18 protein-coding genes are annotated in these 23,433 nt (G+C 66.0%); 11 read left to right on the top strand and 7 right to left on the bottom strand.

Going from position 1 to position 23,433, the window contains the following annotated elements; genetic code table 11:
- Nucleotides 1–5 precede the first annotated feature (5 nt).
- The 3 genes from AC3XQU_RS00185 (at nucleotide 6) to AC3XQU_RS00175 (ending at nucleotide 4,339) form a co-directional block, all read left to right on the top strand.
- Nucleotides 6–2,546, top strand: a complete 2,541-nt coding sequence (locus AC3XQU_RS00185; protein WP_489872111.1) for an ABC transporter permease — start codon at nucleotides 6–8, stop codon at nucleotides 2,544–2,546.
- A gap of 67 nt (nucleotides 2,547–2,613) precedes the next feature.
- Nucleotides 2,614–3,018: a group II truncated hemoglobin gene (locus tag AC3XQU_RS00180; RefSeq protein ID WP_489872718.1), complete on the top strand. Its 405-nt coding sequence runs from the start codon at nucleotides 2,614–2,616 to the stop codon at nucleotides 3,016–3,018.
- Between the two features lies 1 nt (nucleotide 3,019).
- Nucleotides 3,020–4,339 carry a DNA recombination protein RmuC gene (locus tag AC3XQU_RS00175; RefSeq protein ID WP_489872110.1) on the top strand — a complete coding sequence of 440 codons (1,320 nt, stop codon included), beginning with the start codon at nucleotides 3,020–3,022 and terminating at the stop codon, nucleotides 4,337–4,339.
- Between the two features lie 225 nt (nucleotides 4,340–4,564).
- On the opposite strand, the gene moeA is transcribed toward AC3XQU_RS00175, so the two are convergent.
- The 5 genes from moeA to AC3XQU_RS00150 form a co-directional block, all read right to left on the bottom strand.
- Nucleotides 4,565–6,436, bottom strand: coding sequence for a molybdopterin molybdotransferase MoeA (gene moeA, locus AC3XQU_RS00170; protein WP_489872109.1), 1,872 nt, complete (start codon nucleotides 6,434–6,436; stop codon nucleotides 4,565–4,567).
- A 6-nt stretch (nucleotides 6,437–6,442) separates the two neighbouring features.
- Entirely contained in the window at nucleotides 6,443–7,552 is a 1,110-nt protein-coding gene (gene moaA, locus AC3XQU_RS00165) for a GTP 3',8-cyclase MoaA (protein ID WP_489872108.1), read from the bottom strand.
- Nucleotides 7,545–8,864 carry a chromate efflux transporter gene (gene chrA / locus AC3XQU_RS00160; RefSeq protein WP_489872107.1) on the bottom strand — a complete coding sequence of 440 codons (1,320 nt, stop codon included), beginning with the start codon at nucleotides 8,862–8,864 and terminating at the stop codon, nucleotides 7,545–7,547. Before chrA ends, moaA begins: the two co-directional genes overlap by 8 nt.
- Nucleotides 8,865–8,934: 70 nt before the next feature.
- On the bottom strand, nucleotides 8,935–9,888 hold the full coding sequence (locus AC3XQU_RS00155) for an IS1595 family transposase (protein ID WP_489872106.1): 954 nt from the start codon (nucleotides 9,886–9,888) through the stop codon (nucleotides 8,935–8,937).
- A gap of 136 nt (nucleotides 9,889–10,024) precedes the next feature.
- Nucleotides 10,025–13,075: an Rne/Rng family ribonuclease gene (locus tag AC3XQU_RS00150; protein ID WP_489872105.1), complete on the bottom strand. Its 3,051-nt coding sequence runs from the start codon at nucleotides 13,073–13,075 to the stop codon at nucleotides 10,025–10,027.
- A 693-nt stretch (nucleotides 13,076–13,768) separates the two neighbouring features.
- On the opposite strand from AC3XQU_RS00150, the gene AC3XQU_RS00145 reads away from it, so the two are divergent.
- Genes AC3XQU_RS00145 through AC3XQU_RS00130 form a run of 4 tightly spaced genes read left to right on the top strand, consistent with a single transcriptional unit; the run spans nucleotide 13,769 to nucleotide 16,910 of the window.
- Nucleotides 13,769–14,752, top strand: coding sequence for an RluA family pseudouridine synthase (locus AC3XQU_RS00145; protein ID WP_489872104.1), 984 nt, complete (start codon nucleotides 13,769–13,771; stop codon nucleotides 14,750–14,752).
- A gap of 59 nt (nucleotides 14,753–14,811) precedes the next feature.
- Complete coding sequence (locus tag AC3XQU_RS00140; protein ID WP_489872103.1) at nucleotides 14,812–15,471, top strand: HAD-IA family hydrolase; 660 nt, start codon at nucleotides 14,812–14,814, stop codon at nucleotides 15,469–15,471.
- A complete protein-coding gene (locus AC3XQU_RS00135; RefSeq protein WP_489872102.1) occupies nucleotides 15,464–15,871 on the top strand; it encodes a Rieske (2Fe-2S) protein in 408 nt (135 codons plus the stop codon). Before AC3XQU_RS00140 ends, AC3XQU_RS00135 begins: the two co-directional genes overlap by 8 nt.
- Nucleotides 15,872–15,896: 25 nt before the next feature.
- Nucleotides 15,897–16,910, top strand: a complete 1,014-nt coding sequence (locus AC3XQU_RS00130) for a S49 family peptidase (protein ID WP_489872101.1) — start codon at nucleotides 15,897–15,899, stop codon at nucleotides 16,908–16,910.
- 222 nt (nucleotides 16,911–17,132) lie between these two features.
- Here AC3XQU_RS00130 and AC3XQU_RS00125 read toward each other — a convergent pair whose 3' ends face one another.
- Nucleotides 17,133–17,480, bottom strand: a complete 348-nt coding sequence (locus AC3XQU_RS00125) for a hypothetical protein (RefSeq protein WP_489872100.1) — start codon at nucleotides 17,478–17,480, stop codon at nucleotides 17,133–17,135.
- 245 nt (nucleotides 17,481–17,725) lie between these two features.
- Here AC3XQU_RS00125 and AC3XQU_RS00120 point away from each other — a divergent pair, with 245 nt between their 5' ends.
- The 3 genes from AC3XQU_RS00120 (at nucleotide 17,726) to AC3XQU_RS00110 (ending at nucleotide 20,832) form a co-directional block, all read left to right on the top strand.
- Nucleotides 17,726–18,439 carry a pseudouridine synthase gene (locus tag AC3XQU_RS00120; protein ID WP_489872099.1) on the top strand — a complete coding sequence of 238 codons (714 nt, stop codon included), beginning with the start codon at nucleotides 17,726–17,728 and terminating at the stop codon, nucleotides 18,437–18,439.
- A gap of 250 nt (nucleotides 18,440–18,689) precedes the next feature.
- Nucleotides 18,690–19,772 carry a phospholipase A gene (locus tag AC3XQU_RS00115; protein ID WP_489872098.1) on the top strand — a complete coding sequence of 361 codons (1,083 nt, stop codon included), beginning with the start codon at nucleotides 18,690–18,692 and terminating at the stop codon, nucleotides 19,770–19,772.
- A 43-nt stretch (nucleotides 19,773–19,815) separates the two neighbouring features.
- Nucleotides 19,816–20,832, top strand: a complete 1,017-nt coding sequence (locus AC3XQU_RS00110) for a fumarylacetoacetate hydrolase family protein (protein WP_489872097.1) — start codon at nucleotides 19,816–19,818, stop codon at nucleotides 20,830–20,832.
- On the opposite strand, the gene AC3XQU_RS00105 is transcribed toward AC3XQU_RS00110, so the two are convergent.
- Nucleotides 20,811–21,977, bottom strand: a complete 1,167-nt coding sequence (locus AC3XQU_RS00105) for a hypothetical protein (protein ID WP_489872096.1) — start codon at nucleotides 21,975–21,977, stop codon at nucleotides 20,811–20,813. The genes AC3XQU_RS00110 and AC3XQU_RS00105 overlap by 22 nt on opposite strands.
- Before the next feature lie 250 nt (nucleotides 21,978–22,227).
- On the opposite strand from AC3XQU_RS00105, the gene AC3XQU_RS00100 reads away from it, so the two are divergent.
- Nucleotides 22,228–23,379, top strand: a complete 1,152-nt coding sequence (locus AC3XQU_RS00100) for an MraY family glycosyltransferase (protein ID WP_489872095.1) — start codon at nucleotides 22,228–22,230, stop codon at nucleotides 23,377–23,379.
- Nucleotides 23,380–23,433 lie beyond the last annotated feature (54 nt).

Genomic DNA, 23,433 nt, shown 5'->3' with positions numbered 1-23,433 from the left:
CGCACATGTTCAGACAGTCCCTCCGCATGACCGCGCGCGACTGGCGCGCCGGCGAACTGCGTTTCCTGCTGGTGGCCCTGATCGTCGCCGTGGCGGCCTTGTCCTCGGTGGGCTTCTTCATCGACCGCATGCGCTCTGGCTTGAACCGCGACGCCCACCAGCTGCTGGGCGCCGACCTGCTGGTCAATGCCGACGACCCGATCCAGAAGAACTGGCGCGAGGAAGCGCGCCGGCGCGGCCTGCTGGTGGCCGAAACCGTGGCCTTCCAGAGCATGGCGCAGGCCGGCGAGGGCGAGGCATCGAGCGCCCAGCTGGCCGCGGTGAAGGCGGTGGAGCCGGGCTATCCGCTGCGCGGGCAGCTGAGCATCACCACCGATCCCGACCAGGCCAGCGGCGCGATCGGACAAAAAACCCGCGCCACGCCCGAACCGGGCACGGTCTGGGTCGATGCCAACCTGCTGCCGGCCTTGCGCGTGGGCGTGGGCAGCGGCATCCAGCTGGGCGACAAGACTTTCCGCATCGCGCAGCTGATCGCCACCGAACCCGATAAGGGCGCCTCGTTCGCCAATTTCGCGCCGCGCGTGATGCTGTCGCTGCCGGACCTGGCGGCGACCCGCCTGGTGGATGAATTCTCGCGCGTGACCTACCGCCTGCAGGTGGCCTCGACCTCGAGGAACGACATGGCGGCGGTCGCCGCCTTCGAAAAATGGCTGCGCGCCGACCTGGCCGCGCGCAACGTGCGCGGGGTGCGCATCGAAACCCTGGAAAACGGCCGCCCCGAGATGCGCGCCACGCTCGACCGCGCCGACAGCTTCCTGTCGCTGGTCGGGCTGCTGTCGGCCATGCTGGCGGCGGTGGCGGTGGCCATGGCGGCGCGCCGCTTCATGCAGCGCCACCTGGATGCCTGCGCCATGCTGCGCTGCCTGGGGCTGACCCAGAACCAGGTCGGCGCGATGTACCTGATCGAATTCGCCCTGGTGGGACTGGCGGGGAGCGTGCTGGGCGTGCTGGTGGGCTTCGGCGCCCACTTCATCCTGCTCGAATTGATCGGCAGCCTGCTGCCGCCGGACCTGCCGCCGGTCTCGATCCTGCCCGCGCTGCAGGGCGTCGCCACCGGCTTGCTGCTGCTGGTAGGCTTCGCGCTGCCGCCGGTGCTCCAGCTGCGCAACGTGCCGCACAACCGCGTGATCCGGCGCGAAGCCGCGGCCCCGCAGCCGCTGGCGCTGGCCACCTATGGCCTGGGCGTCGGCGTGTTCCTGGCGCTGCTGCTGTGGCAGGCCGGCGATACCAAACTGGCCCTGATGACGGCGGCCGGCTTCCTCGGCGGCCTCGGGGTCTTTGCCCTGGTGGCCTGGCTGGGCCTGCGCCTGCTGCGCCACCTGCGCGGCGCCTTCCGGCACCAGGCCTGGCGCTTTGCCATCACCTCGCTGCAGCGCCGTCCCGGCGCCACCGTGGTGCAGGTGGTGTCGCTCTCGCTCGGCTTGATGGCGCTGCTGCTGCTCACCGTGGTGCGCGGCGACCTGATGAGCGCCTGGCGCACCGCCACGCCGCCGGATGCGCCGAACCGCTTCATCATCAATATCCAGCCCGAGCAGGCCCCTGGGGTCGAACGCCAGCTGGCCGGCGCCGGCGTCAAGGACGTGACCTTGTTCCCGATGATCCGCGGGCGCCTGACCGCCATCAACGGCAAGCAGCTCACCCGCGACAGCTTCCAGAACGGCGAGGCGCGCCGCATGGCCGAACGCGAATTCAACCTGTCGACCACCGACAAGCTGCCGGAGTCGAACGAGGTGGTGGCCGGCAAGTGGTTCAGCGATGAGCCAGGGGCGGCGGCCATGGGCGAAGCCTCGGTCGAGCAGAAGCTGGCCCAGACCCTGGGCCTGAAGCTGGGCGACGTGATGCGTTTCGACATGGGAGGCCTGGTGGTGGAATCGAAAGTCACCAGCCTGCGCAAGCTCGAATGGGGCTCGATGCGGGCCAACTTCTTCGTCATCATCAACCCGCAGGCGATGGCCGATGCGCCGCGCAGCTACATGACGGCCTTCCACCTGCCCGGCAGTGCGGGCGGGCTCACCAACAGCCTGACACGCGCCTACCCGAACCTGACCGTGATCGACGTCTCGGGCATCATCCGCCAGTTGCAGGACGTGCTCGACCAGGTGGTGGTGGCAGTCGAATTCCTGTTCGTGTTCACGCTCGCCTCGGGCGTGCTGGTGCTGTATGCGGCGCTGATGGGTTCCCAGTCCGAGCGCACGCGCGAAGCCGGCCTGCTGCGCGCGCTCGGCGCGACCCGCGGGCAGCTGGCCACCGCCCAGCGCATCGAATTCATCCTGGTGGGCAGCCTGTCCGGTGTATTGGCCGCCAGCGGCGCGGCGGCGATGGGCTGGGCGCTGGCCGAATACGTCTTCAAGTTCCCCTGGCGCTTCGAGCCGGGCGTGTGGCTGGCCGGCGTGGCGGTGGGCGTGATCTGCGCGCTGCTGGGCGGCTGGCTGGGCCTGCGCAGCGTGCTGCGCCAGCCGCCGCTGCAAACCCTGCGCGAGGCTTGAAGCAGGTTTGCAACAGGGCCAAGCCGGGAGGGCCACGCGCCGTCCCGGCTGCGCTATCATGCTGGCCATGCCAGAATCGACTACCCCTGAAGCCCGAACGCTGTACGACGTGATGGGCGGCGCCAGTCGCCTGCGCGAACTGGTCGACCGCTTCTACGACCTGATGGAGCTGGAGCCGGAATTTTCCGTCATCCACGCCATGCACCCGAGCCCCAACGACAGCTCGCGCGACAAGCTGTTCATGTTCCTGTCCGGTTGGACCGGCGGCCCCGATCTGTTCGTGCAGCAGCATGGCCACCCGCGCCTGCGCGCGCGGCACCTGCCATTTGCCATCGGCACCCAGGAGCGCGACCAGTGGTTGCGCGCCATGGCCTGGGCGATGGAAGACCTGGGCTACGACGAGGCGCTGCGCATGCGGCTGATGCAATCGTTCTACCAGACCGCCGACCGGATGCGGAACAAGGCCGACTGACATGGGTATCGCCGAACTCCTGATCCTGCTGGTCCTGCTGGTCGTCGTCGTCCTGCAACTGCTGCTGCTTGCCCGCGCACGCAATGCCGGAGACGGCCGCCACATCGAACGCCTCGAGCGCGAGCTGCGCCTGGAGCTGCAATCGACCGCCCAGGCCACGCGCCAGGAAGTGGCGGGACACATGGGGCAGTACCATGCGGCCGGCGTGCAGCAGTTCGACAGCATGCGCCAGCAGATGCAGCTGCAATCGTCCAGCGGCCGCGAAGAGCAGGCGCGCGCCCTCAAGCGCTTTGCCGACACGCTGCAGCAGACCCTGTCGAACCTGACCGAATCGAACGCCCAGCGCATGCTGGAAGTGCGCGGCACGCTGGAGACCAAGATCCGCGATCTGCAGAACGACAATGCCAAGCGCCTGGAAGAAATGCGCCAGACCGTCGACGAAAAGCTGCACGCCACGCTGGAGACGCGCCTGACCGAATCGTTCAGGCAGGTCAGCGACCGGCTGGACAAGGTGCACCAGGGCCTGGGCGAGATGCAGCAGCTGGCCATCGGCGTGGGCGACCTCAAGCGGGTACTCACCAACGTCAAGACCCGCGGTACCTGGGGCGAAGTGCAACTCGAGATGCTGCTCGAGCAGGTACTCACGGTCGACCAGTACGCCAAGAACGTCGAAACGATCGCCGGCACCGGCGCGCGGGTGGAATTCGCGATCAAGCTGCCGGGCGTGAGCGAAGGCGGGGCGCCGCTATGGCTGCCGATCGACGCCAAGTTCCCGAAAGAGCAGTACGAACGCCTGCTGGAAGCGGCCGACCGGGCCGACGCCGAGGGCGTGGCGCGCTTCGGCGCCGAGCTCGAACGCGCGGTGCGCCTGGAAGCCAAGACCATCTGCGAAAAATACGTCTCGCCGCCGCAGACGACCGACTTTGCGATCCTGTTCCTGCCGACCGAAGGCCTGTACGCGGAAGTGATGCGCCGTCCGGGCCTGGCCGACGACCTGCAACGCTCGCTGCGGGTATCGATCGCCGGGCCATCGACCCTGTCCGCGCTGCTCAACAGCCTGCAGATGGGCTTCCGCACGCTGGCGCTGGAAAAGCGCTCGTCCGAGGTGTGGCAGGTGCTGGGCGCAGTCAAGACCGAGTTCACCAAGTTCGGCGACGTGCTGGCCACCACCAAGGCGACCCTGGAAAAGGCCGCCAAGAACATCGAAGGCGCCGAAGTGCGCAGCCGCGCGATGGCGAAGAAGCTGAAGTCGGTGGAAGCCTTGCCGGCCGAGGCGGCGCAACTGCTGCTCGGGACCGAACGCAGCGACGGCGACGAGTAATCCGCCACCGGCTCTCCGAACCCCCCTGATATCACTTCGGGGTCAGGTCTGACATTCGGACACAGGCTCAAGCATACGAACGGCTTATGGATGAGGTCGTGTCCAAATGTCAGACCTGACCCCGATCGTGTTGCAGGGCCTACAGCTGAGATCGTGTCCGAATGTCAGACCTGACCCCGATTTTGTCTGGAACGGTGGACTGGCGTGTCGATTGCAGGCCGCGGCTTACATCAAACCTTCGAACGGGATGATGTCGACCATGTCGCCCGCCACCACGTTGCCCTGCTCGTCGTGCAGTACCACCATGCAGTTTGCCTCCGACATCGAGCGCAAGATGCCCGAGCCTTGCGAGCCGGTGATGCGCACTTCGGGCTGGCCATCCGTTCCTGGCGCAAGGATGCCGCGCTGGTATTCGGTGCGGCCCGGCTTCTTGCGGATCGCGGTGCTCGAGCGCGCACGCAATAGCGGCAGCGGGGCGTCGGCGCCCATCATGCGCAGCAGCGCTTCGCGTGCGAAGAAGTAGAAGGACACCATGACGGCCACCGGGTTGCCGGGCAGGCCGAACAGGAAAGCGCTGCGGCCGTTGGACTGGATGCGGCCAAAGGCCAGGGGGCGCCCCGGGCGCATGCCGATCTTCCAGAAGGTCACGTCGCCCAGCTTGCCCATCACCTGCTTGGTGTAGTCGGCCGCGCCGACCGAGACGCCGCCCGACGTGATGATGGCGTCCGCGTTCTCGCAGGCGCTGCGCAGGGTGTCTTCCAGCGCCTGCGGGTCGTCGCGCACCACGCCCATGTCGATGAAGTCGCAGCCCAGGCGCTGCAGCATGCCGTAGATCGTATAGCGGTTGCTGTCGTAAACGCAGCCTTCGGGAAGTAGCTCGCCAACCGAGCGCAACTCGTCGCCGGTCGAGAAGAAAGCGACCCGCAGGCGCCGCTGCACGGCCACTTCGGGCATGCCGAGCGAGGCGAGCAGGCCGAGGTCGGCGGGGCGCACGATGCGGCCGGCTGTCAAGGCCGGGCTGCCGGCCTTCAGGTCTTCGCCGGCGAAGCGGCGGTTGTCGCCAGGACGGATCACGCCGGCGCCTAGAGTGATGGTCTCGCCATCCTGCTTGACGAATTCCTGCGGCACCACGCTGTCGCAACCGAGGGGCATGACGCCGCCCGTCATGATGCGCACGCACTCGCCGGGAGCGGGAACGAGGCCCGACGGATTGCCGGCCAAGGCAGTGCCGATCACGCGCAGGCTCACCGGCGCGTCAAGCCCCAGGTCTTCACCGCGCAGCGCAAAACCGTCCATCGCCGAGTTGTCGTGCGCAGGCACGTTGATCGGCGAGACGACATCGGCGGCGAGCACGCGGCCGAGCGCCGAGCGCAGCGCGACTTGTTCGATTGCGCGCACCGGCTGCACGAAGTCGCGGATGATGCGCTGGGCGTCGCGCACCGGGAGCGCGTCCGGGTCGTAGCCGTCCAGGCAGCTGGTCACTTTTGCCAGTGTTGGCGGCAAGGTGTCGTCGAGCACGTGCAGCTCGTCGAGGGTATTGATGTTGCGGAAGGCATCGGCATCCTCGAACAGGACCTCGACCGCTTTGAGCTCCTTGTACCAGCCGTCCATGCGCCGTCCGCCTTCGAGCAGGTATTGCGACAGCACCGGCAGCCGGGTGGCCTTGACCAGGCAGAACACCGGATGCGGCTGGGGACGCATGCCAGCTTCCTGGGTCACGGCAAAGGCCAGGTCGGCGTCGGCTTCTTCGACCGCGGCGGCCAGCCTGGCCGCCAGGTCGTGCGGCAGGAAAGGGGAATCGCAGGGCACGGCCAGCAGCCAGGGCGTGACGCAGTGGCGCAGCCCGGCCTGCAGGCCGGCCAGGGGGCCCGCGAAATCCGGCGTTTCGTCGGCCCAGACGGGCGAGGCCAGTTCCAGCCAGGCTTCCAGGTTGCGGTTGGCGTTGACCATGACCGAGCCGACCTGCGGCAGCAGGCGGTCGATCACGTGCTGTGCCATCGTGCTGCCGCGGAAGGGCTGCAAGCCCTTGTCCACATTGCCCATGCGCGAGCCGCGCCCGCCCGCCAGGACCAGTCCTGTGATGAGTTTCTTGTCCATGTATTTCTAACCGCCGATGTAAGACATTTCAACGCGCTTGGCCCCAGGCGCCAGGCTTGATGTATCGATGGTGCGGGTTTCCGAATAGCGGTCGGTGCGTCCGCGCCAGAGCTGGGCGACGGCGCCGGAGAGCTCGTCGTCCGTGCGGCCGGTGCGCAGCAAGGCGCGCAGGTCGTGGCCGCGGGTGGCGAACAGGCAGGTGTAGAGCTTGCCCTCGGTGGACAGGCGCAGGCGCGAGCAGTCGTGGCAGAAGGCCTGGGTAACGCTGGAGATCACGCCGACTTCGCCGCTGCCGTCGAGGTAGCGCCAGCGCGCGGCGGTTTCGCCCGCGTAGTTGGCCGAGGCAGGAGCGAGCGGCAGCTCGGCATGGACGCGCCGGATGACTTCGGCCGAAGGAATCACCTCGTCCATGTTCCAGCCATTCGACGCGCCCACATCCATGTATTCGATGAAGCGCAGGATGAAGGGCGAGCCCTTGAAGTGGCGCGCCATCGGCAGGACTTGGCCGTCGTTGGTGCCGCCCTTGACCACCATATTGACCTTGATCGGTCCGAGCCCGGCCGCATGCGCCGCGTCCAGCCCGTGCAGCACGTCGGCGACCGAAAAATCGACATCGTTCATGCGGCGGAACATGGCTTCGTCGAGCGCGTCGAGCGACACCGTCACGCGGTCCAGGCCAGCATCCTTCAGGGCCTGGGCCTTGCGCGCCAGCAGCGAGCCATTGGTGGTGAGGGTCAGGTCGAGCGGGCGGCCGCTGGGCGTGGGCAGCGCGCGCAGCATGCCGACCAGGCGCTCGAGGTTCTTGCGCAGCAGCGGCTCGCCCCCGGTCAGGCGGATCTTCTCGACGCCGTGCGCAATGAAGATGCGCGCCACGCGCTGGATCTCTTCGAAAGAGAGCAGCTCGCTGTGCGGCAGGTAGGCGTAATCCTTGTCGAACACTTCCTTCGGCATGCAGTACACGCAGCGGAAATTGCAGCGGTCGGTGACCGAGATGCGCAGGTCATGCAGCGGCCTGCCGAGGGTATCGAGCAGCTGTCCCGTGGGTGCGTCGACCTCGCCTGGCACCGCCAGCATCGGCGAGCGCAAGTCGTTGATCATGATGATTTTTTCAGCCATGCCAATACGATAGCACGAGCCCCGCCAGCGCACAGGCGGCGATCAGCCGGATGGGCCCGACCTTGAAGCCCAGCAGCGCGATGCCGGCGGCAGCGCCGATGGCGATCGCGGTCGGCTGCACCACGCCCCCGGCAAAGAATACATGCTGCCCGAAGAATACCGCCAGGCTCGCTACCACCCCGACCACGGCCGCCGAGATCGCGGTGAGCGGCGCGGTGAGCCGCACGTTGCCTCGTCCGGACTCGACCAGCGGCCCGCCAGCCAGGATGAACACGAAGGAGGGCAGGAAGGTAAACAGCGCCGCGACCAGCGCGCCGGCAGCCCCGGCCAGGGGCAGGGCGTCCGGCCCGAACAGCGCATGGGTCCAGCCGCCCACGAAGCCGACAAAGGCCACGATCATGATCAGGGGCCCGGGCGTGGTTTCGCCCAGCGCCAACCCGTCGATCATCTGCGCGGCGCTCAGCCATTCATATTGTTCGACCGCGCCCTGCACCACATAGGGCAGCACCGCGTAGGCGCCGCCAAACGTCATCAAGGCCGCCTTGGTGAAGAACCAGCCCATCCGGGCCAGGGTGCCGTCGACGCCGTAGACCGCGGCCAGCAGCAGCCAGGCGGCCAGCGCCAGTCCAATGCCGGTCAAGGCCATCTTGACGAGGCCACGCAGCGAGAAGCGCGCGTGCTCGGGTGTCGGGGTGTCGTCGTCGATCAGCGCCGGGCCGTAGTGCTTGCGCTCGAGCGGATGGGCGCCGCCAAGCTGGAAGCGATGCGGCCAGAGGCGCCCGCCCAGGACGCCGGCGAGTGCCGCCAGCAGCACGATCAGCGGGAAGGGCAGGTCGAACACGGCGATCGCGATGAAGGCCAGCGCGGCAATCGCGCAGAGCACACCATTGCGCAGGGTGCGCGAGCCGATGCGCCAGGCCGCGGCGACGACGATGGCCACGACCGCCGGCTTGATCCCGGCCATGATCCCGGCAACCGCCGGCAAATGGCCCCAGGCCAGGTAGATCGACGACAGCCCGATGAGCAGCAGCAGCGAAGGGAGGATGAACAGCAGCCCTGCCATGATGCCACCGAGCTTGCGGTGCAGCAGCCAGCCGATGTAGACAGCTAGTTGGGTCGCTTCCGGGCCGGGCAGCAGCATGCAGTAGTTCAGCGCGTGCAGGAAGCGTTGTTCGGAAATCCAGCGGCGGCGCTCGACCAGTTCGGCGTGCATCAGGGCGATCTGGCCGGCGGGGCCGCCGAAGCTGATGAAGCCGAGCTTGAGCCAGTAGAGGAGGGCCTGGCGAAGGGTGACGGGGGCGGGCGCTTGCATGGGCGCTATCCTAACCCATCGATATGACAGTGGCATGCTGCTGGGCGCCAAATAAAAGGCGCTGTGCCCGTTACGTGTGGAAGATGCCCAGCGCCGCTCGCAGCAGTGTCTCCGGTGAGCTGATGCGTTCACCATCGAGCGCCCAGCGCCAGCCCAGGTAGTTCGGAAGATAACGCGTAGCGACGCCGTAAAAGCGCGCGAGCCATTGCCGGAAGCGCCGGTGGTAAGCGTTGACGTTCTGCACATGTAGCGCGCCGCGCACCCGCTCACCATGACGCAGGTTCACGAAAGCGTGGGCGATCCCTGCTTCGCGCGCAAAGGCCCGGTAAGCAGGATGCCCGTCGGTCACGAGCAGCACATCCTTGTCGAGCCTGGGACCGAGGTGCCGGTGCAGCTGCTGTTTGGTGACTGCAGCCCGGCCGGTGATGAAATCGAGGGTTTGCCCCGTGCGGTCGCGCGCCACCAAAATACAAACGTGCTCGTGCGTGATGCCGCGGCTGGCAGCAACGCCGCCGCGCTGCCGCGCGGGCCGATCCAGCGTGCGCGAGCCTTTTTGCGATTCCAATAAAAACATTTCGTCGGCTTCTGCAATGCCGGCTAGGCGCTCGGCCCGGTCGTGCTTGGTGATCGATAGAAAACGGTGGCGCCAGCGAAAGCTGGTGTTGCGGTGTACGCCGACCGCCTTGGCAGCTGCGCGCACACTCTTGGTCTCGAGCATGCGTTCAAGGTAGTCGAGCCATTTGGCGCGATGGCGCAGGCGCGACAGCGGTGTGCCGCTCAAGACGCTGAAGGTCTTACGGCAGACGCGGCAGCGATAGCGTTGGATCCCACGGTCCATCCCGTGCCGGTAAGGGCGCTCGGCCTGGCAGGAGGGACAACAAGGGCTGGGTTTGGCCTGGGCAATGGCCGCGCAGACGCGTTCGAATCCGATTGCAGGGCGCAAGGCGTCGAGCAGCTGCCCTCGCTGGCGCCGCGTCAACGAAGGCAATTGCTTGAGCCACCTGCTGAACCCTGCCCCGTTCATGGCGCACCCGACGATCGATCAGATCATCGTTGGACTGCTTTAAAGCTCGACAGTTCAATTTCTACAGTTTGCGGTGACAGCGCCAAATAAAAAGGGAAGCCGAAGCTTCCCTTTCTGACCTTCTATACGGCAAGGCTTACTGGCGGCTGGTATCCACCTGAATCAGCGGCTCGTCCACCGGCACGACGACCGGCTTGCGGGCACGGCCGACACGCTGGGTCGACGCGGCCTGGGCAGCGGCTTCCTGGGCGGCGCGCAGCTTTTCCGGATCGGTCGAGGCCAGCTGCAGGCCGGCCTTGGACAGCACGTCGTCCATGTTCACCGACGGCTGGGCGGCGACAGGTGCAGGTGCGGCTGGAGCAGGTGCGACCGGCGCCGGGACAGCAACAGGTGCCGGTGCCACTTCCACAGGCGCTGGCGCTGCAGCAACTGGAGCAGGCGCAACGACAGGTGCAGGAGCAGCAACCGGAGCAGGAGCGGCCTCGACAGCGGGAGCAGCCGCGGCTTGTGCAGCAGCCACCGATGCGGCGGTCGGGAAGGCCCAGGCACCGATTTCACCCGCGGCCGGCGCCACCGCAGCGGCAGGAGCCGCTGCAGGCGCAGGAGCAGCAGGAGCCGCGGCAACCGGAGCAGGCGCGGCGGCAGCAGCTTCGGCCTGCGCCTTGGCAGCGGCGGCGGCAGCCACCGATGCGGCGGTCGGGAAGGCCCATGGCGCCGGCTCGGTCGATGCGGCAGCCTGCTTGGCCCGTGGCGGACGGCCCTGGGCGGCGACCTTGGCGGCTTCTTCGTCGGCTACCGGCGTAAAGGCCGGTGCGCCTTCCACGCCTTCCATGCCCTCGCTGCCTTCCGCGCCTTCACGGTCGCGGCGGTTGCGGTTGCGGCCACCGCGGCGGCGGCGGCGGCGCGGCTCGTCGCCGTCGGCGTCGAGTTCCTCGCCGGCAGGACCGGTCGCGGCGACCTTCACCGCGTGCTCGAGCACGTCGCCATGCGGGGTGCTGGTCGACAGTTCGGCTTCGACCGGCACCGGGGTGGCGTGCAGCTTCAGTTCTTCCGCCTTGGCTTCGACCGGCTGGGCAGCAGCGCGCTCGCCACGCTCACGCGGCTGGCGCGGTGCGCGTTCCTTGCGCTCGGCCGGCTCCGGACGCTCGCCACGCTCGGCGCGTGGTGCGGCTGGCGCTGCCTCGGCGCCTTCGCGCGGCTCGCGCGGTGGACGCGGTTCGCGTGGAGGACGCGGTGGACGTGCCGGCTTGCCTTCGAGTTCCGCACCCTTCACGGTCTCGTCGAGCTTGGCGGTGGCGTCGCGCTCGCCGCGGTCGCGGCCGCCCTTGGCGCCACGGCCGCTGCCGTTGCGGCCGCGCTGGCCACGTTCGCCGCGCTCGCCCGTTGCCGGGGCGGCCGGCTTGTCAGCAGCCACTGGCGCAGGCGCTGGCGCCGGCGGCACCGGCTCGCCCATGAAGAACTTGCGGATGCGGGCGAAGAAGCCCGTCTCGGCAGGCGCCGGGGCAACTGGTGCGGCAGCCGGGGCCGCGGCGACCGGCTTGGCTGGCTTGGCCGCTTCGCTGCGATCCACCACCGGGGCCGGCTGGGCCGGGGTGATGGTCTTGACCACGGCTTCCTGGCGCGGCTTGGCTTCTTCTTTCTGGCGCTTGGCGTAAGCCATGTCGGTGTCGGCCGATTCCGCCATGGTGTAGCTGGCGTGGGCGTCTTCCAGGCGCGGGTCGTCGTGCTTGATGCGCTCGAGCTTGTAGTGCGGCGTGTCCAGGTGCTTGTTCGGGATCAGGATCACGGTGATGCGGTGGCGGCTCTCGATCTTGAGCACTTCGCCGCGTTTCTCGTTGAGCAGGAAGGCGGCGACGTCCACCGGCACCTGCACATGGATCGCGGCCGAGTTTTCCTTCATCGCCTCTTCCTGGATGATGCGCAGCACCTGCAGGGCGGACGATTCGGTATCGCGGATGTGGCCGGTGCCCGAGCAGCGCGGGCAGGTCACGTGGGAGCCTTCCGACAGCGACGGACGCAGGCGCTGGCGCGACAGTTCCATCAGGCCGAAGCGCGAGATCTTGCCCATCTGCACGCGTGCACGGTCGTGGTGCAGGGCGTCTTTCAGGCGGGTCTCGACTTCGCGCTGGTTCTTGGCCACTTCCATGTCGATGAAGTCGATCACGATCAGGCCGCCCAGGTCGCGCAGGCGCAGCTGGCGGGCGACTTCGTCGGCCGCTTCGCAGTTGGTGTTGAAGGCGGTGTTCTCGATGTCCGAGCCGCGCGTGGCGCGGGCCGAGTTGACGTCGATGGAGACCAGCGCTTCGGTATGGTCGATCACGATCGCGCCGCCCGATGGCAGCGGCACGGTGCGCGCGTAGGCGGTTTCGATCTGGTGTTCGATCTGGAAGCGCGAGAACAGCGGCACGTCGTCGCTGTAGCGCTTGACGCGGTGCGCCATGTCCGGCATCACGTGGCTCATGAACTGCTGGGCCTGGTCAAAGATGTCGTCGGTGTCGATCAGGACTTCGCCGATGTCCGGCTGGAAATAGTCACGGATGGCGCGGATGACGAGCGAGGATTCCTGGTAGATCAGGAAGGCGCCGCCGGCCGACTTGCCGGCGCCTTCGATCGCGCGCCAGAGTTGCATCAGGTAGTTCAGGTCCCATTGCAGTTCTTCGACATTGCGGCCGATGCCTGCGGTGCGGGCGATCACCGACATGCCTTGCGGCAGGTCGAGCTTGTCCATGGTCTCGCGCAGTTCCTGGCGCTCTTCGCCTTCGACGCGGCGCGACACGCCGCCGCCGCGCGGGTTGTTCGGCATCAGGACCAGGTAGCGGCCGGCCAGCGAGATGAACGAGGTCAGGGCGGCGCCCTTGTTGCCGCGTTCTTCCTTTTCGACCTGGACCATGATTTCCTGGCCTTCGCGCAGCGCTTCCTTGATGGTGCAGTTGCGTACGTCGACGCCGTCACGGAAATACGTGCGGGCGACTTCTTTGAAGGGGAGGAAACCGTGGCGGTCTTCGCCGTAGCTGACGAAGCAGGCTTCGAGGGAGGGTTCGATGCGGGTGATGACACCCTTGTAGATATTGGACTTGCGCTGCTCTCGTCCGGCTGTCTCAATGTCGATGTCGATCAGTTTCTGTCCATCGACGATCGCTACGCGCAGCTCTTCTTGCTGCGTAGCGTTAAACAACATACGTTTCATTTTTATTAACTCCGCGGCCCGGGGGCCGTGTCATGCCGCGCTTGTAAGACGCGGCGAAAGTACATGGGATGTACGCGGAGAAAGAATGTTGGAGGGGGGAATACCCGGGCATGGGGCACGGCGACGCGTAGCGTCGCGGCCGCACAGGGCGCAAATGGAGCCGAACGTCATTGTCTACGCACGCCGCAACCTGCAACTGCTTCCGACTGCCACCACGTTGGGGTGGGCACGGCGGGAACAGCGAGGCGGTGTGCAACAACGAGCCAGACCGTAACAAGCGAAGAAACAGGATCTCGACAGCGGGCGATCAATCGGCCCGATTCATCAGTCCATCGTCTCAAGCCTTCAGGTGAAGCCACCATCGGGTCGGGCCACAACGACAAGCGTTATCGACACCATCAACCAGCGAGCCGCCAAACGGGGCGGCTTGCCGGTACTTATCCTTATAAATCCAAACAATCCAATCCTGCATTCACGCGCGCAACCCGATTACAACTGCAGGTGCAACCCTGATTCGCGCCTGAATGTGCGTACACGTTTTTTCCATCGATTTGCACTCTGGCAGGGCCGATGAAGCGCGCCCCTGTGTAAAATATCGTTTTAATTCTTACACCAGCAGAGGTTTGACCGCCGCCTGTCGATTATATATTCAAAATGAAGGACTTAGAGAGAATTTCTGGGAAGACAATGCGAATGGCGATACAAAACGATGTTGTTCCCCCTTCATCACAACAAGCACTACAGGCGCAGTTCCTTACCATCACCGAAGAAGAAGCCGGCCAGCGCATCGATAACTACCTGTTGCGCATCTGCAAAGGCGTCCCGAAGAGTCACGTCTACCGCATCCTGCGCTCCGGCGAAGTGCGGGTGAACAAGGGCCGCATCGACCAGCTCTACCGCCTGGTCGAAGGCGACGTGGTGCGCATTCCGCCGATCCGCATCGCCGAGAAAAGCAGCGCCCAGGCCGCGCCCGGCGCCGAATTCGCGATCGTGTTCGAGGATGCCCACCTGCTCGTCATCGACAAGCCGGCCGGCGTGGCCGTGCACGGCGGCTCGGGCGTGTCGTATGGCGTGATCGAGCAGTTGCGCGCCTCGCGCCCGGACGCCAAGTTCCTGGAACTGGTGCACCGGCTGGACCGCGAAACCTCGGGCCTGCTGCTGCTGGCAAAGAAGCGCTCGGCATTGACCCACCTGCATGAACAGATGCGCGACGGCCATACCGACAAGCGCTATCTCACGGCCGTGCATGGCGACTGGACGAATAAGCGCCAGCATGTAAAGCTCCCTTTACATAAATACACGACCGCCGATGGCGAGCGGCGCGTGGTGGTGCAGGCCGGCGGCATGGAATCGCACACGGTATTCAACTTGAAACGCAAGTGGCAGGAGTTCGCCCTGCTGGAAGCCGAATTGAAAACCGGCCGCACCCACCAGATCCGGGTGCACCTGGCCTCGAGCGGCTTCCCGATCCTGGGCGACGACAAATACGGCGATTTCGCGCTCAACAAGGCCTTGCAGAAGGGGACGGACAGCCGCGGCGCATTGAGGCGCATGTTCCTGCACGCGCACCAGATCACCTTTACCCATCCGGACAAGGGCGAGCAAATGACCTTGCGCGCCGCTTTGCCTGCCGAGTGCGACCGATTCTTGGTAAGCTTGGGGCAACCCGTGGCATGAATGCCATGCTTGCATACTGAACAAACCATAAGGAGCCGGCAGCAACCCTGCCGACAACAATGCCAAGAAAGCAATTTGACCTGATCGTCTTCGATTGGGACGGCACGCTGATGGACAGCACGGCGACCATCGTCCGTTGCATCCAGTCGGCGGCGCGCGACCTCGGCCTGCCGGTGCCGAGCGACGCCTCGGCCGCGCACGTGATCGGCCTGGGCCTGTCCGAGGCGATGCAGGCCGTGATGCCGGATATCGAAGCGGCCATGTACCCGCGCATGGTCGAGCGCTATCGCTACCATTACCTGACCAGGGACCATGAACTGGTGCTGTTCAAGGGCGTGCGCGAGATGCTGCGCGAACTCAAGCAAGAGGGCTATTTCCTGGCCGTGGCGACCGGCAAGAGCCGCGTCGGCCTGAACCGTTCGCTGAACGCGGCCGGATTGCTCTCCACGTTCGACGCGACCCGCTGCGCCGACGAAACCTTCTCCAAGCCGCACCCGGCCATGCTGCAGGAACTGACCCGCGAGCTGGGCCAGGTACTGCGCCGCACCGTCATGATCGGCGACACCACCCACGACCTGATGATGGCGACCAATGCCGGCGCCTCCGGCATTGCGGTCGAGTTCGGCGCCCATCCGGTGCACCAGCTGCAGGCTTGCCGCCCCCTGTACTCGGCCAAGTCGATCCCGGAGCTGCACGGCTGGCTGCTGGAGAATGCATGAGGATGACGGGGTAATCGTGGAAGATCGCGGCATGTACGTCTGCGAAGCCGCCGCGCTGCTCGACGGCGGCAAGGGCGTGCGCTTCCCGGTTCTTGCCTATGGGCAGCCAACCACGGGCTTCGTGGTGCGTTATGATGGTAAACCTTTTGCCTACCTGAACCGTTGTGCCCATGTGCCGATCGAACTCGACTGGTCGCAGGGCGACTTTTTCGAGTCCAGCGGGCTGTACCTGATGTGCTCGACCCACGGCGCAATGTACGAACCCGATACCGGCAGGTGTGCGGGCGGTCCGTGCCGGGGAGGGCGGCTGCGCCCAATCGCCGTGCGCGAGCACGACGGCGGCATCTGGTGGCAGCCCGATGCGATGGTACAGGCCCCGGCAGCGGGCGAAGCAGTTTAAAAATGTGGAACCGTTTTTGGACCCTATGAGCGACCAACCGAGTCACGATCACCAAGCCGAGCTGCCAGCCGAAAAACGGCTCGCCGCCAACCCCACCGCGGGCAACTGGGAGCGCGAGACGCTCGAAAAGCTGGTCTTCGCCACCGTGCGCGAACGCCGCGCCGCGCGCCGCTGGGGCATCTTCTTCAAGCTGGGCTTTCTGCTGCTGGGCATCGTCGCCCTGCTGACCTATTACGATTCCACCTTCGGCCTGGGCGGCGACGAGAACCTCGGTCGCCACACTGCGCTGATCGAAATTAACGGCGAGATCGAAGCAGAAGGCAGCGGCGCGGCCGATACCGTGATTCCCTCGCTGAACAAGGCGTTTTCCGATTCCGGTTCCGCGGCCGTGGTGCTGCGCATCGACAGCCCCGGCGGCAGCCCGGTCCAGGCCGGCATCATCGTCGACGAGATCCAGCGCCTCAAACGCGGCTTTCCGGACAAGCCGCTGTATGTGGTGGTGGACGAGATGTGCGCCTCGGGCGGTTATTACATCGCCTCGGCGGCCGACCGCATCTATGTCAACAAGGCGTCGATCGTCGGCTCGGTGGGCGTGCTGATGGACAGCTTCGGCTTTACCGGCACCATGGACAAGCTCGGCGTCGAGCGGCGCCTGCTCACGGCCGGCGAAAACAAGGGCTTCCTCGATCCGTTCAGCCCGCAGTCGGACAAGCACAAGGCGCATGCCCAGGCCATGCTCAACGAAATCCACCAGCAATTCATCTCGGTGGTGCGCGCCGGGCGCGGCAAGCGCCTGAAAGAAACCCCGGACATGTTCTCGGGCCTGTACTGGACCGGGGCGAAGGCGGTGGAAATGGGCCTGGCCGACGGCTTCGGCACGGTCGACACCGTGGCGCGCGACATCGTCAAGGCCGAGGACATCGTCGACTACACCGCCCACGAAGGCTTGCCGGAGCGAGTGCTGAAGAAGTTCGGCGCGGCAGTGGGCAACGGCGCCGTGAATGCCGCCTACCGCGGCGCGGTGCCGCAATTAAGATGACATTTTGCTTGCATCCTGCGGTTCTTGTTCTATATTGTGTGTAGCGACTTGCGGGACGGGCAGGCCACACTTCCAGAGGTGTGAAGATCCCCAACTGAAAGACGCGCCCCCATACTGCACCCAGGGTGCGGCTCGAGAGAATTCAATTCCTCACAGTTGTGTTCCTTTTCAGGAAGTGGAAACGACGGCTCCGGCCGTCGTTTTCATTTGTCAGGCGGTGTTCTAATTGCAGGCGTCGACCTGCTGGGTGTCGCCATCCGGCACGGCCTGGTGCTTGGCGGGCGCCTGGACGCTTGCCGGCGCGTCGGCAACCCCGTCCTCGGGCGCGTGGAAGCCACCTCGCTCGAGCCAGGCCTGGAAATCCTGCCGCGCTGCTGCATAAAAAGCGGCGCGCAGGGCAGGTACGCCCGGATGCAGGTGGGGCGTCTCGCCGCCGTACTGCCAGCGTGCCAGGGCAAGCTGTGCGGGAAATCCGGAAACATAGAATTGGGCAATCCTGTGCCGTTCCGCAGTGTTATCACGTGGCGGGAATGGTTCGTTGGTCAGTTGCGCGTCGGTATGCACGGTCATGTCCTATTCTTCGATGCGAGGACAGTCTACTGTAAAGATTGCCTCGGGCCGTTAGGCGGATTCCTAACGCGTTGAAGTCTATCAATAGGAAATTTCCGAAGCTTGACGTTCGTCAAATGAGCGTATGCATCCAACCCTTGCGGGATAGTCTGGCTGGCGGGGTAGGAATCTTTACCAGGTGGGCTAGGGAAGCGCTGAGTGGCCCGGCTAGTTCGAGCCATTCCGTTCTGGTAAAGTGGCGCCCCATGAGCAAACTTTCCCTCGACCGCATCCTGCAATCGCAGGGTTTCGGCACCCGCAAATACTGCCGCGCCCTGATCGAGGACGGCGACGTGTCGGTCAACGGCACGCCTGAAACCAATTACAAGGCCACCTTCGATACCGCCGGCCTGGTGCTGACGGTGTTCGACGAGGAATGGCGCTACCGCGAGCACCTCTACCTGGCGCTGTACAAGCCGGCCAATTTCGAATGCTCGCGCAAACCCAGCCATCACCCCGGCGTATTGACTCTGCTGCCTGAGCAATTTACCTGGCGCGAAGTACAGCCCGTCGGCCGCCTCGACCACGACACCACCGGCCTGCTGCTGATGTCGGACGACGGCCCCTTCATCCACGCGCAATCCTCGCCCAAGCGCCACGTGCCCAAGGTCTACCAGGCCACGACCGCCGAGCCCGTGACCCCTGAATTGGTGGAGCAATTGCTGGCCGGCGTGCAGCTGCACGACGAGCCGGCGCCGCTGAAAGCCCTGTCCTGCGTGCAGCGCGGCGAGCACCTGCTCGAGATCGTGCTGGAGCAGGGCAAGTACCACCAGGTCAAGCGCATGCTGGCTGCCGCCGGGAACCATTGCAGCGCGCTGCACCGATCGCAGATCGGCGGACTGACCCTGGAGGCGCTGGGGCTGCAGGAGGGCGAGTGGTGTTTCCTCGAGCAGGAACAGCTGGATTTATTGGTGCCGTAAGAGCAGCCGTGTCCCGTAGGGTGGGCAAGTTCTTGCCCACGCGTTGAACCAGTTGCCAGATCATCTTGCTGGGTATTTCTCCGTTGACCGATCGCCGCGTGGGCGGGAGACCCGCCCACGCTACGAAAACCGATGCTGCACCGCAGTAATCCGTGCGACACACATCAGCTATTTCCGCGAAACTGTTGAAAAATCCGTAATGTCACCGTACTGATATCACGACCGACCAGCCGTTTCCAAAGAAAGCCTCATGCGTTTGAAATCGATTCCCGCAGCACTGTTGCCGCTCCTGTTCGCCATCCCCGCCACCGCCCAGCAACTCCCCCAGCAGCTCACCGGCTGCGCCCAGCTCCCCGACACCGTCCAGCGCCTTGCCTGCTTCGACCGCCTGGCCGCCGCCCACGGCGCGATCAATGCGCCCGCGGTCCCGGTGGCGAATGCCGACTCGGCCGCGGCCACGCCTGCCGTGCAGCCCACCGCCTTCCCGGCCAAGCCCCAGCCCGATGCAGCGGGCTCGATCGACCCCGCCGTCGAAGCCGCCGCCGAATACACCATGGACGGCCACTGGGAACTGAACGAGAAGCACCGCCGGGGTACGTTCGTGTTCCGCCCGCATAACCCGAACTACCTGGTTGCGAACCGCACCTACCGTCCGAACGAGGCGCCGTACGAGCCTTTCCGCGCCGCGGATTTCACCGGCAAGCTCTCGCACGCCGAACTGGAATTCCAGCTCGGCTTCAAGATGAAGCTGGTCGAGACCGCCTTCGAGCTGCCGGTCGACCTGTGGTTCGGCTATACCCAGAACAGCTTCTGGCAGGCTGCCAACCGCGAATCGTCCAGCCCGTTCCGCGAAACCAATTACCAGCCCGAGCTGATGCTGGTCACGCCGCTGAACTTCAGCGTGCTGGGCACCAACGTGAAGTTCCTGAACCTGGGCTTCACCCACCAGTCGAACGGCCAATCCGCCAGCCTGTCGCGCAGCTGGAACCGCTTCTATGCCCAGGTCGGCCTGGAACGCGGGCCGCTGAGCGTGAGCGCGCGCGTCTGGAAGCGGGTCAACGAGTCGGCTGCGGAAGACAACAACCCGGACATCCTCGACTACCTGGGCCATGCCGAGCTGACCGGCACCTACCGCATGGACGGGCACGAGTTCTCGGCCCTGCTGCGCCGTAACCTGCATACCAACAAGGGCGCGACCCAGCTGGGCTGGGCCTTCCCGCTGGCCGGGCCGCTCAAGGGCTATGTCAATGTGTTCTCCGGTTATGGCCAGAGCCTGATCGACTATAACTATTTCCAGCGCAGCGTCGGCGCCGGCGTGATGGTGAAGTACTAAGCACAGCGTTTACAATGGCGGGTTCAGGTAACAGGAACCCGCCATGAAACTCGCCACACTCAAAGACGGTAGCCGCGACGGCCAATTGCTGGTCGTCTCGCGCGACCTGAAAACCGCCCACGTCGCCGACGGCATTGCGCCGACCCTGCAGGCCGCGCTGGACGACTGGGCCTTCATCGCGCCCCAGTTGCAAGACCTCTATCTGTTGCTCAACGAGGGCAGGATGGAAGGCCGCGCCCGCCGCCCCTTCGATTTCGAGCCGGCCGACTGCATGGCTCCGCTGCCGCGCGCCTACCAGTGGGCCGACGGGTCGGCCTATGTCAACCATGTGGAACTGGTACGGCGTGCGCGCAAGGCCGAAATGCCGGCCTCGTTCTGGGAAGACCCGCTGATGTACCAGGGCGGCAGCGACGATTTCCTCGGGCCGCAAGACGACATCGTGCTGGCGCACGAGGAATGGGGCATCGATTTCGAGGCCGAAGTGGCGGTGGTCACCGGCGACGTGAGCATGGGCGCCACGCCCGACGAGGCGCATGGCCAGATCCGCCTGCTCATGCTGGCCAACGACGTTTCGCTGCGCAACCTGATTCCCGACGAGCTGGCCAAGGGCTTCGGCTTCCTGCAGTCCAAGCCGGCGACCAGTTTTTCGCCGGTCGCGGTCACCCCGGACGAGCTGGGCGAGGCCTGGCGCGGCGGCAAGGTCCACCTGCCGCTGCGCTCGACCTGGAACGGCCACCTGGTGGGCCAGCCGCATGCCGGCACCGACATGGTGTTCAACTTCCCGCAGCTGGTCGCCCACCTGGCCAAGAGCCGCAACGTGCGCGCCGGCAGCATCGTCGGCTCGGGCACGGTCTCGAACAAGGATACGAAAAAGGGCTATTCCTGCATCGCCGAGCAGCGCTGCCTGGAAATGATCGCCGACGGCGAAGCGAGCACGCCTTTCATGCGCTTCGGCGACACGATCCGCATCGAGATGCTGGACGAGAAGGGCAAATCGATTTTCGGCGCGATCGACCAGAAGGTAAAGAAGGCCAGCGCTCAGGGCCCCGACCAGAAATGATCGGGCGCGCTGGAGCCGCGCAGGTCGACCTCGACCGGCCGGGTGATGCGGCGCAGGGCCTCGGCCTGCAGCAGCCGGCCGTCCGGCTCGTGCAGCCGGTACCAGAGGAAGGCCACACCCGACAGGCGCAGGTGCTGGCCGGTGAACAGGTTTTCCTTCACGATGCTCAAGCCTTCCAGGCGCAGGTCGGCGTCCAGCACCAGGCTGCCGGCGGTGCGTTCGCTGTAGCCGAGGTAGCGGGCGGCATTGAATAGCGGGCTTTTGTCGCTGGCTTCGCCCGCCTTGAGCGAGTCGACGAAGGTATCGACCACCTTCAGTTGCGCCAGCGCAGCCTGGGCCACGGTGGCGAATTCCTTCTTTTGCTCGCCCTTGGCGGCGTCCAGCAGGCCTTGCAGCTCGGCGATGCGCCCGGCGTAGGCGGCACGGTGCACGGCCAGCGCACCGACCCGGCCCAGCAGTTTTTCGTAGCGCGCCCAGTCGAGCTCGCCGAGATAGCCGGCGCCCAGCCCGCTGATGCGTGCCGGACAGGCCTGCGCCAGCGCGCTGGCAAACAGGCTGCGCGCGCCTTCGCCATAGCCAATGCCGCTTGCCGTCACGTCGCTGCGCAGCAGGGCGGCGACGTCGGCGCCGGCGCGCACGACCGCGGGTACTACGGCCAGCACCCCCAGGGGCAGCGCGGCCGCGCCGGAGCCGGGCGGGCGGTGGGTGTCCAGGTAATGCTGGAGCTCCTTGTTCTTGGCCGCCATGTCGATCGACAGGCGGGCGAGGGCGGTATCGACCGTGCGCGCCGCCACCATGCCCTGGGCCGTGACCGGATCGTAGAGCGCGGCCGGGCGGTCGGCCGGCAGGCGGGTGCAGAGTTCCGCGGCAAGCTCGCGCGCGAGGTCGAAGGCGCGCACCAGAGCGGCGGCGCCGAACTGGCGCGTGTCGACGGCGCCGGCCAGGGCCTTGGACTGGCTCGGGGGCAGCCGCGCCAGCAGTTCGGCGCGCTCGGCTTCGGCGACCGCCTGGCGCGCTTGCGCTTCCAGCTGGCGGGCACGCAGCTCGGCCAGGTCAAAGGCCGGCTGGGCCTGCGCCGGTGCGCCCAACGCAAGAAGCAATGGAAGGAAGCGCCACGCGGCGGGATGCCAGAAACAGGAAGCCATGGACCAGCTCTCGATGGATGCTGCGCGGTTAGGAAACAATGTTTCCAGAATAAAAGTGTAACAAATTGTGGAAAAATCTTATGAGAAGTTTCAGGGAGGTTGATTGCGGATAATCAAACTCTTTAGAATCGCGCGATTGTTCTTTCACAATCAAGGACTTGCATTCACTGCTTGTGAAACAGCTTGTAACACCTTGCGCCCTTGATAAATTTGAAATGCGATAGAATTGACGAGTTAACAAAGTGGTTCTATGAGTATTTTTAATCTTCCCTACGCCGGCCTCGAGCTCGGCTTCGCCGTTACGCTGGTTTGTTCGCTGCTGCTCGTCCTGACGACGCGCTGGCACGGCCGCTATTCGCTCGACGCGACGCAAGGCGTACAAAAATTCCACATCACCCCGACGCCGCGCGTCGGCGGCGCCGCCATCATGCTCGGCCTGTGGCTGACGCTGGGCGCGCTGCCGGAGAGCCAGCAGGAGTTGCTGCTGCCGGTGCTGGTGGCCGCCATGCCGGCATTCGTCTTCGGCCTGGCCGAAGACCTGACCGGCAACGTCTCGGTGCGGGCGCGCCTGCTCGCCACCATGGCCAGCGGGGTGTGCTGCTGGGGCCTGACCGGCATCAGCCTGGTCGCCAGCGGCGTCGCGCCGCTCGACGCGCTGCTGGCCTGGCTGCCGTTCTCGGTGCTGTTTACCGCCTTTGCGGTGGGCGGCGTGGCCAATGCGGTCAATATCATCGACGGCTTCAATGGCCTGGCCAGCGGCACCGTGCTGATCGGCATGGCGGCGGTGGGCCTGATCGCCCAGAACGCGGGCGACGCCGACCTGGCCCAGCTGTGCTTCATCGTCTGCGCCGTCACCGGCGGATTCTTCGTGGTGAATTTCCCCTTCGGCAAGCTGTTCCTGGGCGATGGCGGGGCCTACCTGCTGGGCTTCCTGCTGTCCTGGCTGTCGGTGATGCTGGTCTACCGCAACCCCGGCGTCTCGCCGTGGGCGCCGCTGCTGGCCTGTGGTTACCCGATCTTCGAAACCCTGTTCACCATCGGGCGCCGCCTGTGGTGCCGCCGCCATCCGGGCCATCCGGACAGCTGGCACCTGCACAGCCTGGTGAAAACCGCGATCGCGGCGCGCTATTTCCGCGTGCTGCCCGCACCGCTGCGCAATGCCTGCGTCTCGCCGTTCTCGTGGGGCGTGGCGGTCGTGCCGGCCATGCTGGCGGTGCGTTTCTACGACATGCCCGAAGCCCTGTTGCAGGGCGTGCTGGCCAGCTTCCTGCTGTACCTGTCGGTGTATGCCTTCGTGGTCTCGGCCTGGTGGGCGCGCCGCCGCCGCATGAAGCGTCCCGAGCCCGCCGCCGGCATCGGGCTCGAGCAGCCGAACTCCTCCTTCATCCAGCGCGGTCTCTGAGCCTCGCACAAGCGGCCTAAAAGCGCCATAATCCGGGTTGGCGGGCGCATGCCC

Source organism: Telluria sp. AZSoR62 (assembly GCF_058111565.1).
Note: the sequence above shows the minus strand (reverse complement) of the source record. Positions and strands in the feature narration are given on the sequence as shown.